14 protein-coding genes are annotated in these 13,236 nt (G+C 62.5%); 3 read left to right on the top strand and 11 right to left on the bottom strand.

Annotated elements, in window-relative coordinates:
• Positions 1–7: 7 nt before the first annotated feature.
• From J2857_RS21395 to J2857_RS21375, 5 genes are all read right to left on the bottom strand, one after another.
• Entirely contained in the window at positions 8–961 is a 954-nt protein-coding gene (locus J2857_RS21395; RefSeq protein ID WP_210012105.1) for a 2-hydroxyacid dehydrogenase, read from the bottom strand.
• 129 nt (positions 962–1,090) lie between these two features.
• A complete protein-coding gene (locus tag J2857_RS21390; RefSeq protein WP_210012104.1) occupies positions 1,091–2,689 on the bottom strand; it encodes a thiamine pyrophosphate-dependent enzyme in 1,599 nt (532 codons plus the stop codon).
• Positions 2,690–2,835: 146 nt separating this feature from the next.
• Complete coding sequence (locus tag J2857_RS21385) at positions 2,836–4,065, bottom strand: amidohydrolase family protein (protein ID WP_210012103.1); 1,230 nt, start codon at positions 4,063–4,065, stop codon at positions 2,836–2,838.
• 41 nt (positions 4,066–4,106) lie between these two features.
• Positions 4,107–4,460, bottom strand: coding sequence for a hypothetical protein (locus J2857_RS21380; protein WP_210012102.1), 354 nt, complete (start codon positions 4,458–4,460; stop codon positions 4,107–4,109).
• Positions 4,447–4,812, bottom strand: coding sequence for a Rieske (2Fe-2S) protein (locus tag J2857_RS21375; RefSeq protein ID WP_037084914.1), 366 nt, complete (start codon positions 4,810–4,812; stop codon positions 4,447–4,449). The genes J2857_RS21380 and J2857_RS21375 overlap by 14 nt, the downstream gene beginning before the upstream one ends.
• A 94-nt stretch (positions 4,813–4,906) precedes the next feature.
• Between J2857_RS21375 and J2857_RS21370 the strand changes: the two genes are divergently transcribed.
• Positions 4,907–5,713: an IclR family transcriptional regulator gene (locus tag J2857_RS21370; RefSeq protein ID WP_210012101.1), complete on the top strand. Its 807-nt coding sequence runs from the start codon at positions 4,907–4,909 to the stop codon at positions 5,711–5,713.
• Between the two features lie 86 nt (positions 5,714–5,799).
• On the top strand, positions 5,800–6,291 hold the full coding sequence (locus J2857_RS21365; protein WP_210012455.1) for a MarR family winged helix-turn-helix transcriptional regulator: 492 nt from the start codon (positions 5,800–5,802) through the stop codon (positions 6,289–6,291).
• Positions 6,292–6,545: 254 nt separating this feature from the next.
• Here J2857_RS21365 and J2857_RS21360 read toward each other — a convergent pair whose 3' ends face one another.
• The 6 genes from J2857_RS21360 to J2857_RS21335 all read right to left on the bottom strand — a co-directional run bounded on the left by J2857_RS21360 (position 6,546) and on the right by J2857_RS21335 (position 11,395).
• Positions 6,546–6,947, bottom strand: coding sequence for a response regulator (locus tag J2857_RS21360; RefSeq protein ID WP_210012100.1), 402 nt, complete (start codon positions 6,945–6,947; stop codon positions 6,546–6,548).
• Positions 6,948–6,958: 11 nt separating this feature from the next.
• Complete coding sequence (locus J2857_RS21355) at positions 6,959–8,665, bottom strand: sensor histidine kinase (RefSeq protein ID WP_245363646.1); 1,707 nt, start codon at positions 8,663–8,665, stop codon at positions 6,959–6,961.
• Positions 8,666–8,844: 179 nt separating this feature from the next.
• Positions 8,845–9,360: an RES family NAD+ phosphorylase gene (locus J2857_RS21350; protein ID WP_210012099.1), complete on the bottom strand. Its 516-nt coding sequence runs from the start codon at positions 9,358–9,360 to the stop codon at positions 8,845–8,847.
• On the bottom strand, positions 9,353–9,721 hold the full coding sequence (locus tag J2857_RS21345) for an antitoxin Xre/MbcA/ParS toxin-binding domain-containing protein (protein WP_041363855.1): 369 nt from the start codon (positions 9,719–9,721) through the stop codon (positions 9,353–9,355). Before J2857_RS21345 ends, J2857_RS21350 begins: the two co-directional genes overlap by 8 nt.
• A gap of 76 nt (positions 9,722–9,797) precedes the next feature.
• On the bottom strand, positions 9,798–10,442 hold the full coding sequence (gene scpB / locus J2857_RS21340) for an SMC-Scp complex subunit ScpB (RefSeq protein WP_210012098.1): 645 nt from the start codon (positions 10,440–10,442) through the stop codon (positions 9,798–9,800).
• A gap of 2 nt (positions 10,443–10,444) precedes the next feature.
• Positions 10,445–11,395 carry a DUF1403 family protein gene (locus J2857_RS21335; RefSeq protein ID WP_210012097.1) on the bottom strand — a complete coding sequence of 317 codons (951 nt, stop codon included), beginning with the start codon at positions 11,393–11,395 and terminating at the stop codon, positions 10,445–10,447.
• Positions 11,396–11,632: 237 nt separating this feature from the next.
• On the opposite strand from J2857_RS21335, the gene J2857_RS21330 reads away from it, so the two are divergent.
• Positions 11,633–13,147: a S10 family peptidase gene (locus J2857_RS21330; RefSeq protein WP_210012453.1), complete on the top strand. Its 1,515-nt coding sequence runs from the start codon at positions 11,633–11,635 to the stop codon at positions 13,145–13,147.
• Positions 13,148–13,236: the final 89 nt, after the last annotated feature.

Below are 13,236 nucleotides of genomic sequence, written 5' to 3'. Positions count from 1 at the left end.
TTCCCCCCTAGAGTTCAAAAGCCCAGATTGCGATCGGAACCACCGGCGTCGGCAACGGCGTTCCCTTGAAAAACGCATGGACATTGTCGACCAGCAGAAGGGCCATGGCGAGGCGAGTTTCCGTGGTGGCGCTGCCCTGGTGCGGCGTCATGATGACATTAGGCATCCACAGCAGCTTTTCCGAAACCTTCGGCTCCTTGGCGAACACGTCCAAGGCCGCAAAGCCCAACCTGCCGGTTCTGAGGGCCTCCACCAGCGCCGCCTCATCGACGATCGAACCACGCGAGACGTTGACCAGCGTGCCCTGAGGTCCAAGCGCCTCCAGCACTGCCCGATTGACGATGTTCTTCGTGTCCTCGCCGCCGCGGCTGGCGACGACGAGAAAATCGCTTTCCTTGGCCATCGCGACGAGGTCCGGCATGTAGGTATAGGGGACAGGTTTCTGCCGCGGACCATGATACGAAACCCGCATGCGGAAAGCGTCGGCCCGTTCTGCAATCGCCGCGCCAATATTGCCGAGCCCGACAATGCCGATCGCCTTGTTCTTGAGCGACCGGCCGAGCGGGACTTTTGCCGCGATCGTCGTCCATCGACCGTCGCGTATATATTGGGTCTGGGGCACGATATCGCGGGCGGAAGCTAGCATCAGCGCCATGGCGAGGTCGGCGACATCCTCGGTGAGCAGGCCCGGCGTATTGGAAACACCGATGCCGCGTGCCTTGACGGTCGGCATATGGATCGAGTCGATGCCGATGCCGTAACAGGCGACAAGCTTCAGGTCCGGGAATTTTGCGAGTACATCCGCGTTGGCGCCGACGCCGGGATCGGTGACCAGCACCTGCACGCCTGGCATCTCACCGCCTGCAGCTACGTCGGCGACCGACATTTGCCGTCCGCCCATGCCTTCGAGCGTCGAGACCACCGAAGCCGGCAGGACCGCCGTGAGTACGGCGATACGCATAGTTTTCTGATCTGACGTCACGGAAACGATGCCCTCCCCGGATCGAAATCTTGGAGCCGACTTTATACGGCTCCCTGCCATGACGATAGGTCTTTTCGTCGATGTCGAATGGAATTCGTCATCGACGGATTACCCGTGGATGAACTTCCAGGGGCTCACTTCGCTTTCGAGCGACAGCGGGACTTCGATCAGCCACGGGCCGCCGCGGGTGATCGAAGTCTCGATTGCCCGGCGCAATTCGTCCGGCGCATTCACCCGGACGAAATCCACATGGAAGGCAGCGGCAAGCTTGTCGAAGTCCGGGTTTTTCAGCTCCGAACCGATCAGCCTTCCGCCGAATGCCTGTTGCTGGTCACGCTTCACGTTGCCGAAGGCGGAATTGTTGAAGACGACGGTGATCACGTCGATGCCGTATTGGGCGGCGGTCGCCAGTTCCTGGGCGGCGAACATGAAGCCGCCATCGCCCGATATCGAAACGACCGGCACGTCCGGCCGGGCAATCTTGACGCCGAGCGCGGTCGGAAACCCGAAGCCTAGCGTGCCCTGGAAGCCGGTCGAGATGAAGGTGCGCGGCTCGTAGACCGGATAGCAGTACCACGAGGCGAAGCCCGACTGGCAGACCTCCTCGACGAGGATGCCGTCATCCGGAAGAGCTGCACGGATCGCCTGCAGATATCCGTAATGCGGCGAGATTTCCTGGATGGCCTGCGCCGTTTCCGCCCGTGCCTTTCGGACCGCTTCCCGCCAGTCGTTCGAAGGCGACCGCGGCCTGATCTCGTTGAGTAGGGCAATAAGCGAGGTCTTTGCCCGGCCGAGCACGCCGAGTGCCTCTGGCGTGCGGGTCAGTTCCTCCGCGTCGATCTCCAGCCGGATCACCGGCACGTCCGGCTTCGGTTTCCAACGCCAACCCGGAACTTCGAGTCGGCTGCCGATGCCGATGACGCAGTCGACCTCCGGCCAGAGTTCTCGTGCTTCAGCGATGGTGAGGCCGAGTTCATGGCGATTGGAGACGACGCCGCGGCCGGAGCGGAAAGCGACGACCGGAGCGTGCAGCAATTCGGCAAGCCGCAACACTTCGTCACCGGCCTCGAACGCGCCGGGGCCGACGAAGATCATCGGCCGCTCCGCCCTGCCGATCGCCGCTGCCGCCTCGCCGATCGCTACATCGGCAACCGGATCCGGATGTGTCTCCAGCACCCGCGCGATCTCGAATTCGCCCTCCGCCACGAACTGCTCCCAGGGCATTTCGACCGTCGCCGGGCCGGGCTTCAGCGAGCGCATTTCTCGAAACGCATGGGCTATTGCCGCGGAAATCTCCCCCGCCCTGTCGGCGCGTTCAGCGGATTTGGCGATGCCGGCGAGAACGGCGCGCTGGTCGCGCATCTCGTGCAGATGGCCGCGGCCCTTTCCGAGAAAGGCGGTCGGGACCTGCCCGGTCAGGCACAGAACCGGTTCGTTGCAGCCCCAGGCAGTCAGAAGCGCGGCGCCGGTATTGAGCACGCCCGGCCCCGGTACGACGGAATAGACGCCGGGATTGCCCGAGGCGCGGGCATAACCGAAGGCCATGTAGGCGCAGGTCTGCTCGTGCCGCGGCGTGATCACCCGCATGCCGTCTCGCTGCAATGCATCGAACAGGCCGTAGAGCTGGGCGCCCGGTATGCCGAAGACGGTGTCCACGCCATGCGCGCGGAGCGATGCGGCGATGGAATCGCCTCCGGTGATGATCATGTTGGAATGTCCTTGTTAGACGAAACGGAAGCCTATGAAGAAGTGTGGCGATGCGGCGATCATGACCCTCCCCCCTTCGAGGAGGGTCGCCGGCAGGCGGGAGGAGTTTTCGCGTGGAGCGGAGACCCCTCCCAACTCCTCCCACCCTACAAGCTCTTTCTTGGCGTCGGATCAAGCCCGAACAACTTCGCCGCGTTCAGTCCCAGAATATTCCGCTTTGCCTCCTCGCTCAGGAACGGCAGGTCATAAATCTCCTGCGGCAGGTCGAAATCGAAATGCGGCCAGTCGGATGCGAAGAGCAGCTGGCTCTCGGCGTTGATCATCTCCAGCGTCAGCTGAAGCGCCTTCATGTTGACCGTTTCCATCGGCTGGGTCGTGTACCAGCAGTTTTCGCGCATGTATTCGCTCGGCAGCTTTTTCAGCTGCGGCGCCTCGGAAGGCCGCATCAGGTACTGGTCGTCGAGCCGCTGCATCAGGAAGGGGATCCAGGCCAGGCCGCTTTCCACCCAGATGCTCTTCAGCTTCGGAAAGCGTTCCGGAATGCCGTTGAGGATCCAGTTGGTCATGTGCACCATGTTGCACCACACGAAGCCGAGCGCATGCATGCCGAGGAACCGGTTGATGGTCGACAGCGACTGGTCCTGCCAGTGATAGGCGGCATGGAAGGCGATCGGCAGGTTGCGCTCTTCGAGCATCGCATAGACGCGCATGTAGTCGTTGTGGTGCACCGGCTTGTGGCGGGTGGAAGGCACGCAGAAACCGATGACGCCCGGCTGGTCGGCGAACTCCTCGATGGTGCGTTCCGCTTCCTTGGGCACATTGAACGGCAGGTAGGCGAGCGTCTTCAGCCGGTCGTCCTTGGAGAGCACCTTGTCGATCAGCCAACGGTTATAGGCGCGACCGAGATAGACCTCCATTTCCGGCTGCGGATGCAGGCCGAGCGTCAGCATCGGCGTTGGAAACAGCACCATGTAATCGACGCCAAGAGCGCTCATCGCCCGCCGCGACAGGGTCACGTCGCGATGCACGTCGTCATCGACCTGTTCGCGAATGCCGGCCTGGTGCGGAATGCGGCCGCCGACGTCCTGATATTTGAGGCCCATGTCGCCGTTGAGGCCATAGGAAGCGGTGCCCATCTTCTCGTCGTGGAAGAGCATCGCCTGGTGTCGGATGACCGGGTCCTCGATATATTGCACCAGCTCGTGCCAGGAAATCGTCTCGGTGTGGTGGGCGTCCACATCGCAGATCAACCAGTCCTCGAAACCGCGCTTCCTGGCTGCTTTGTTGGCATGCGCGAGGATGTCGCGCGTGTCGGTAAAGACATCGATCTGCTGCACCGGCAATTCGCGGGCACGATTCTTGTTGGTAATATCCATGTTCGCTCTCCTCAGGCGAAAGAGTGGATTTTTACGTGTGCCTACAATTCGTCCGGACGGCGGCGATACCAGAGCGCCAGTTCCATCGGCCCGAGATGCAAGGCGCGCAGGATTTCCGAAACGGCCGACAGCGCTTCGGTAGCAGTCACGGTCTCGTCGCGGGTGCCGGTCAGCGGCCGGAAGGTGCGCTCCTCACCGTCGCTCTTGGCGACATAGAGGCGGATCGCCGCCGTCATCATCCGCGCCACCGCCTCGTCGGAAACACGCGACGCTTCGCCGGTCTCCAGCAATTCGGCCGTCGCCTTCTCGATCTCCGCGGTAGCGTCCTCGATCCAGCCATAGGGGTCGTTGCGCCCAAGGGGACTGCTGCGAAAAGTGGGTTCAGAGGACGACATAAATCTGCCCCTCCCGGATCGCCAGCTCAGCGCGATGCAGGCGGTATTTGGCCGGCCCGGCATTCCGGCCGGTTTCCAGGTTGAATTCCCAGCCGTGCCACGGACAGGCCACGTGCATGTTCTCTTCATTGTACTGAAGCGTCCGCACCTCTTGCCTTTCATCGACAGGCTCGATGACTTGCGGATAGATGCGGCCCTGACAGATCGGCCCCTGCCGATGCGGGCACATGTTGTGCCAGGCATGCAGTGCACCCTTCACCCGAAAAATGCCGATCTCCCGCTCCCCGCAGGCGACGACCTTGCGGCCGCCATCGGCAATCTCATCCTCCGAACAAACCAGATATTCCGCCAAGGTTCTCCTCCCTTCCTTCGCGCTGATTTCAATATTCTTGAAATCATTCAGTTATATTGTATAAAGATGGATGAAGACGTCAAGCGGAGAGGTCATGGACACGTCGATAAAACAGAAAGCGGCGGGCAAGGGCCTGGAGATCAAGGGCGCCGGCATCCAGTCGCTTGAAAAAGGCCTGAAGGTGCTGATGGCGATCCAGCACGCGGGCCGCGCCATGCGGCTGAACGATATCGCGGCTGCCGCCGGCATGACGCCGAGCATGACGCATGGTTACCTCGTCAGCTTAGTGCGCACGGGTTTCGTTGCTCAGGAGCGGCTTTCCGGCTTTTACGATCTCGGCGATTCGGCACTGCAGCTCGGCCTAGCCTCGCTCTCGCGTACCGATTTTCTCAGTCTTGCTCGCGCGGCGATCTCGCAGCTTGCCGCCGAGCTCGGCGAAACGGTGACGCTCGCGGTGTGGAACGGCGATGCGCCTGTCGTGGTCGACAAGATCGAAGGCCGTTCCGACAGTGTCTACGAGATCAAGGTCGGGTCGCTGGTGCGCCTGTGGCCGACTGCGACCGGCCGGGTCTTCATGGCCAACCTGCCGAATGCCGAGTGGGAACATCACCTGCGCGCCATGATGCACCAGGATGGCGAAGGGGAAACCTCGGCCGCGCGTTTCATAACCGAACTCGCGGATGTCCGCCGCGAAGGGTATGCCGCAACGCTTCCTGCCACAGTGCCGGACTTCTCTGCCGTTGCCGCTCCCGTCTTCGATCACCGCGCGCACCTGAAAGCGGTCGTCACCGTGCTCGGCCGCCAGGATGGCTTCGATATTGCGCCTTCCGGCCTGCCGCTGACCGCCACACTGCGCGCTGCCAGATCCCTGTCGATGCGGCTCGGCGCTTCAGGAAGTTGAGGGTTTCGTGCAACGCGACTTGTGCGGCTGCATTTTCTCCGCTACCCCGCTCATATAACCGTTTTGAAGAAGGTCGCCGCATCGTGATGGCTGAAGACATGAAGCCCGAAGAAGCAAGCACCAGCGACTGGGTGATGCAGCAGCCCCGGGCAATCTACTTCCTGAACCAGGCGAATCATGCCGTGCGCAGCCGGCTGGAAGTGGCGCTGTCGGCACTGCAGATGACCGGCATTCAATATACGGTGCTGAGCGTCATCGGCAGCCGCGAAGGCCTTTCCTCGGCCGAACTCTCGCGTCGTTTCTTCGTGACGCCGCAGACGATGAACGAGCTGATCGGCGGGCTGCAACGCCGCAATCTCATCACCCGGAAGGAAGACCCGGCCAACCGCCGCATCCTGCGCATGAGCCTGACGACCGAGGGCAAGCGGATGATCAAGGCCTGCGATGCCGCCGCCGATGCCGTCGAGCGGGAAGTGTTTTCGTTCCTGCCCCAGGAAAGCTACCAGCAGCTCCGCGACCTTTGTCGCCTCGTCGCCCGCAATCTTCGCGAGCGCGACGAACCCTCCAAGGGTGAGTGACGACAGCCTCGCCTCTGGCGAAAGTTTTTTGTCATCACCGCGCAAGCCTTTTGCGCCGATGCTTTACAAAACGTTGATTTGACGGTGGCATAGCGTCGGTTATTAGGTTCCCAGAGCCGCCATGATGACGGTTAGAGGCTCGCGCCCAGCTTGAATTCGGGCCGCAGGCCTCGTCCCGAAATCGTCGCAATCACAGCGGTGCATCGATAAGCTCGACGCCCGCTGCAGACTGCTCACGCCACCTTGCCTTGAGATCAAAGTGCCCGGCCGACCGCCCGGTCGTTTTCGAGGCGGGCGATGCAGCCGGCGAGCTTTGCCAGCAGAAGATCGAAATCGATCGGCTTGGTCAGATAGTCCGCCGCCCCTGCCCGCAGACCCGTCAGCACGTTGTCCTTGTCGGTCAAGGCCGACAGCAGGATGAAAGGGATATTGAAGAGCTCGGCGTGGTTCATCTGGATTTCTGCCAGGAGCTGATGACCGTCCATGACGGGCATCGAAATGTCGCAGATTACGATGTCCGGCCAGTACGACAGGATGGCTTCCAGCCCCTCCTGCCCGTTGGCGGCCTCCAGAGTTGCAAATCCGGCGTCCGCCAGTTCCTCGACGATGAGTTGACGAATATCCGCTTCGTCGTCGATGCATAATACGGTAATCATCCTGCTATTTCCTAAGCTGCTCGTTTGATGAGATTTGCGAGCGGTCCCTTGTTCGGGAGCGCCACCGTGAATGTCGTTCCCCGGCCGAGTGCGCTCTCGACCGAGATCGAACCGCCATGCAGGTCGACGATCTGCTTGACGAGGTTGAGGCCGATGCCGGTGCCGGCAATGCCGGTCGCGCTGCGGGCTCGGTAGTAGGGCTGGAAAAGCTTCGGTAGGTCCTCGGCATCCATGCCGATGCCGGCATCCTGGATCGATACATAGGACACGCCGTTCTTCGTCGAGGTCCGGATATGGATGTCCGGCGCCTGCGGCGCATATTTGACGGCATTCGAAAGCAGGTTGGTGAAGACCTGTTCGATCGTGGTGCGATCGGCAAGGATCGTCTCCGGCAGATGCGAAAGGTCCCGGTGAATCGTGTGGGATTTACGAACATCCATCTGTCGGGCACAGCAGGATTCGATGATTTCCGCCAGCGAGAGACGTTCCGGCTGCAGTGTCGTCTTGCCGGTCTCCAGCCGGCCCGCCGACAGGATGCTCTCCATCAGGTCGACCATGCGCAGCACGGCGGCGCGGATCTGGGCCGACTTTTCTTCCACATATTCGGGTTTCTGGTTGGTTTTCGTGCGCGACAGGCGCTGTGCCGCAGCATCGATGATGGCAAGCGGCGTGCGGAACTCATGGGAAGCCATGCTCACGAACTGACGCTGCAGGGCGTTCACATGCCGTTCCTGTGCCAGAAGCCTGTCCAGTTCTTCCCGCTGGCGCTCGATCTCCGCCGTCCGGAGCCTGACGCTCTCTTCGAGCTGGTCGCGGTGGCGCATCAGCGCCAGACGGCTCTCGGAGAGGTCGAGGGTTGTCTTGCGCAGGCCCAGGCCCAGGAAGATCACCACCCCCATCGCCACGATAATGCCGGCAATGCCAACCGGAGCGATTTGCTCGATGAGCATCAGGCCCGGTCGAATGGGCTGCCATGCCATATATCCAAGCGTCGTGCCGGCAGTGGCCGTGACCGGAATGGCTGCAGTTGATTCGGCAGCGTCGGTGGTAAAATGCAGCGTCTCGATCCGGGCGTAACGAGCGATCTTCTCGACCGCGCTGGCATCCAGAAATCTTACGGCAACCGCAATGAATTCCTTGCCCGGTGCGACCGAAACCTCGTCGCTGCTCGGGACGATCGGTCTTGCGCTGACGACAGCCGGCCGGCCGGCGATCGAGAGGATCTTCTCCGCAAAAATCTCGGCAAGCACCGGGGGATTGGAATCGCCGGGTGCGATCCGTCTGTGGAGCGCCGCGCGGATGTCTTCCCGCAAGGCCGCCGCAGCCATTTCATCGCCCAGAAAGGTCAGGGCCGCAATATCCTCGCCGTCCCGCATGGCGAAGACCAGCTCGTTGCGCTCGTTGAACACGTAAGTGCGGTCATGGCTGAAATATTTGTGCATCCATGTACCGATATTGTCGGCAATCCATGGGTGATCGTCTTTGGCGACAAGCAGGACCGCGTCGTTCCACACCGTGACGCTTTCCAGTTCATGCTGTACGGCTTTCACCTGCTCGTCGAGGCCCTGTTCGACGTAACCCTTCTGCCGGGTCAAGGCGAGATCGTCCACCTTCGCCGAGGCAAGCCACATGAAGCCGGCGAGAAGCAAAGCCGTCAGAGCCGTCAGCAATGTCAGCACGATCGTGACGTGCGATGTGATACGGATGTTCTGCTGCATATGCACCGCCTTCTCTCGGCGCATCATGCATCCAAAACATTACATTCCACTAAATTTTGAATGCCAAGGTTGAGCGGAGTATTTTCCATACAGCTGTGGGTGTGACATCGAGCGACTGTGTTTTTCGTGCCGCGTCGGATCGATTCCATTCGTTGAGAGAAACTGCGCCGCTTTCCCAGCTATAACCAGGAAGCCGGGCCTTTCGGTAGTCGACCGTCGGGGTCGGTGACCGTGAGCTTCGGCTGGTCCTTGCCGTTCCAGCGCCAGAGAGCGACGCAGGTTCCGCCCGGCGACATGAAGGATGGATAGACGACGCCATCATGGCCCTCCTGGTGCAGCCTCTCCCTGAGGAGATGCGTTGACGGCAACCGCCCGGCGTCGAGATCATCGCGCCATTCGCAGCGGTGGATTGTCTCGTCGATACCGAAACCGTCCAGAACCTCGGGGCTGGTCAGATCCGCGAGTCGCGCGCGTTCGAGTCGAAGCTGCGCGATCAGGGCCGGGTGCTGTACGAAACCCTGATTGTACTCCGCCCAGGCCGTGGAAAGCTCGCGCGCCGCATAGATGGTCGCGGCGCCGACCGGGTTCCAGCGGCCGCCGAAACGGGCAGCGCCGTCCCCGGAAAGTGGCGCATGCGCCCAGCGCGGCACATAGGCACGCCAGAGGATTATCGGTTCAGAGGCCAATTCAGGCATAAACGCCGGAGCGCACCGCCTCCAGATAGGCAAGCACCTTGTCGGCCTTGCCCTCGCCGACGAGGTCATAGGCCGTCTTGCCGGCCCAGCCGGGGATCGGCTGGTGCTTGAACCAGATCGCCGCGCGGTTCTCGTCGCCGGCCATCTCGCTCGCCATCGCCAGAATGCGAACGACAGGGGAGAGCGCCAGATCGACCTTGCGGGCGCCGCTTTTGGCCGTCAGCGTGTTGCGGGCGACACCGATCAGTTTTGCCAGTTCCGCCTGCGTCAGTCCGAGAAGATCGGACACCCGCCGCGCCGATAGCAGCGCGGACTGGGATTCACGGAAAGCGGCGGCACCGATTTCAAAAGCATGGGCCATAAGAATAGTCCTGATCCGATTTTGATCATCTATTGCTCAATATGAGCTCAGTTTCTGCGCATTTCAAGTGCCACCACTAGTCGTCGTCGTCTTCCAGTTCCGGCTCGACGAAATCGTCGACCGGCAGCTTGCGGGTCAGCAGCCCGGCATCCTCCAGCATTTCCGTGTCCGGCAGGTCGCGCAGCGTGTCGAAACCGAAGGCGGTGAGGAAGGCCGGCGTGGTGATATAGGTATAAGGTGCACCGGGCGTCGGACTGCGCGGACCGGAGGCGAGGAAGCCGAGCTGTCGGAGCGTCGCGATTGTATCGCGGCTCACCTCGCGCCCGAAAATCTTCGAGATTTCGGCGCGCGTCACCGGCTGGAAATAACCGACCGTCATCAACACCAACGCCTGGTGATCGGTCAGATCTGCCGGAGGGGCATTGGCGGCGCCGGAAGCATGGATGATATCGGCAAACTCCGGCCGGGTGCGATGCTGCCAGCCGCCGGCGACCGCCACGAGTTCATAAGGCCGACCGGCGAGCGCCTCGCGGATCTCCTCGATGATCTCTTCGATATCGCAATCCTCTCCGACGATGCGCTCCAGCGCCTTCCGGGTGACGGGCTCGGAAGAGGCAAAGATCACCGCCTCTATCCGTGCCGCCCATTGGCGATGCCGCTCCACCTGCGTCAGGTGGAGAAGCTCCTTGTCGATGACGATTTGCCGCGCCCGCTTCGCCATGTTCAGAGCCCGTAGATGCGGAAGGTGGGGCGGCCGGAAAGCTCGCGCACCGCGTCCAGCTGCTGCAGCCGCTCGAACAGGCGGCGCGATGCAAAGCGAGAAAGGTTCGGCGTTTGCAGGGAGCCCGAGACAGCGTCATCGGAGAGCAGCAGGCGCAGCCCATCCTCCGCCCCTTTCGCACGCAGCTTCGGCGTGACGACGGCAAGCCGCTCGGCGCGCCGACCGATCTCCGCCGCCAGCCGGCCGGCTTCGGTCGCGGCATGCACCAGGGCAAGGCAGATCGCCCGGTCGAACCCCTCTTCGCCTGGTCGGATGCGGCCGCGCCCACCTTCGGCACGGAACACCGAAGAAAAACGCTGGCTCATCAACAGCGGCACCGCCACGGACCAGCGCAGCTTCTGCGCCAGGAGGAGATCGGCCAGCCACCAGCCGAGCGCTTCGGCATCCGGGCGGATCGCGTGCGTTTCGCGGATGATCGCCGCCGCCGCGAACGGCGCGGCTGATCCGGCCAGCCCTAGGTCGTCAAAAGTCTGCGCGAGCGTTGCCAGCGGCTCGTCCCACTTGATGCCGAGCATGCCGGCTATCGCCTGCAGCACCTCTGTATCGAGCGTGGCCGAACGCGAGCCAAGCCGCTTCCAGGCCGAAAGGATCTGCCCGGCCGGGCCGGGATCGTCTCCCGGCTTGCGCAGCAGCCAGGCGTCGCGCAGCCCTGCCTCGTCCTCCGAACGCCCCGCAAGCCGCACCGCCGCCGACGCGCATTTCAGCGCCAGCCGCTGGCGCCAGGCGCCGGCCCAGTCAGGTTCGGCCCGCACGATCTGATCGAGCGGATAAAGCGCGCCACCCGCCACGAATGCCGCGTCCGCGGTGTCCGCGGCAAAGGTCTGGGGACCTGCCCAGCGCGCTGCCGGCATGGGCTGAAACGGCGTTTTCGGTATCACGGCCTTGGGAATCATGGCGGTGAGCGTAAATGCTATGTGCGCTTATAGCCATCGATCGCTCAGTAATCCGCACCGTCGATCGGCGGATTTACACCGTTATTTGCGGTTTACGGGCACCGTCTCGAAAACGCTGAAATCGGCAAACGTGCCGCTGCCGCTGTCGATCAATAGGAGTTGAGTTTTGCGGATCGCCGCGGCGCCCTACATAGGGTGCGGCTGGCCAAGGAGGATTTCAGTTTGTCGTTTCACCGGATGATTGCATCTCTCGCCGTAGTCCTTGCCTTTTCAGCGCCAGTTCTGGCGCAGCAACAGCGCGGTGGTGACGAGAACCGCGAGCGTGGCCGCCAAGTGGAGCAGAGCGCCGGTGGTGGCATATTCAGCCTGATCCCGGCGGATTCCACCACCGAACATGTCTTCAAGGGACCTTCCGGCGACCTGCCCTACACCGCCACGGCCGGCACGCTCGATCTGTTCGGCCAGGACGGCAACCGCTCGGCAAAGATCTTCTATACCGCCTATATCGCCAGGAACCGGGCACCCGGCAGGCCGCTCACCTTCGCCTTCAACGGCGGCCCGGGCGCCGCCTCCGCCTATCTGCATCTCGGCCTGGTCGGGCCAAAAATCCTGGAATTCGGCCCGACCGGCGACAACGGCACGACGCCCGAGCTGAGGGACAACCCCGAAAGCTGGCTCGCTTTCACCGATCTCGTACTGATCGATCCGGTCGGTACCGGCTGGAGCCGCGCCGCCAGCAATGATGCGGCCGGCGCCTATTACGGCGTGCGGCAGGATGCCGACAGCCTGTCCAAGGCGATCGCGCTCTACGTCCACAAGAACAACCGGCTCGACGCACCGAAATACCTGCTCGGCGAGAGTTATGGCGGTTTTCGCGCCGCAAAGGTCGCCGTGTCTCTGAAGAACAGTCAGGGGATGCTGGCTTCCGGTATCATCATGCTGTCGCCGCTGGTCGAAGGCCGGTTCCTCGCCAATTCGGACGATCCCTTGAGTGCGGCGCTGCAGCTTCCCTCGCTCGCAGCGGCAGAGCTGGAGCGCCGCGACCAGTTCACGCCGGAAAAGCTTGCCGATGTCGAACGTTTCGCGATCGGCGATTACCTCGTCGGGCTCGCCGGCCCCTCCCCAACCGGTCCGGCGGCTGATGGGCTCTATGGCCGGCTTTCTGAACTCACCGGCATCCCGAAGGACGTCGTCGCCCGCACCCGCGGTTTCGTCGGCGACGTCTATGCCAAGCAAATGGGGGGACCGGGAAAGATCGTCAGCCCCTACGACGCTGCCTATGCGGTGCCGGATGCCTATCCGGAAGATGCCTCTACCCGCAACGACGACCCGATCCTCGAAGGTTACACACGCGCCTATGGCGCCACCTTTGCCGCTTATGCCCGCAACGAACTCGGTTTTGCGACGGAAATGACCTATTCGCTGCTGAACGAGGAGGTGAACCGCCGCTGGGAGTGGAACGGCAGCCGTGGCGGAGATTCGCGCTCGCTTGCCAGCGCCAGCACCGATGTCCGCGACCTGCTTTCGGTCATCCCGTCCTTCAGACTGATGATCGCCCACGGCTACAGCGACGCGCTCACGCCTTACGGCGCCAGCCGCTACGTCATCGACCACCTGCCGCCCGAACTCGCTGCCGGCCGCGCCGAGCTCAGGGTCTATCGCGGCGGGCACATGTTCTACACCAGGCCGGATTCGCGCCGGAGTTTTGCAAGGGACGTCAGGGCCTTTTACGAGGCCAAGGCGACGGATTGAATTTGCCAGCTGTTCGATGACGGGAAGGTCACCGTGATGTGAATGCGTCGCGCCTTGCTGGTCGGGGCTCGAAACCGCTACTAGCTGCC

This window comes from Neorhizobium galegae, assembly GCF_017877055.1.
In the GTDB taxonomy this organism is placed as follows: domain Bacteria; phylum Pseudomonadota; class Alphaproteobacteria; order Rhizobiales; family Rhizobiaceae; genus Neorhizobium; species Neorhizobium galegae_D.
The sequence above is the reverse complement of the archived record's forward strand: the minus strand, read 5'-3'. Positions and strand labels throughout refer to the sequence as shown.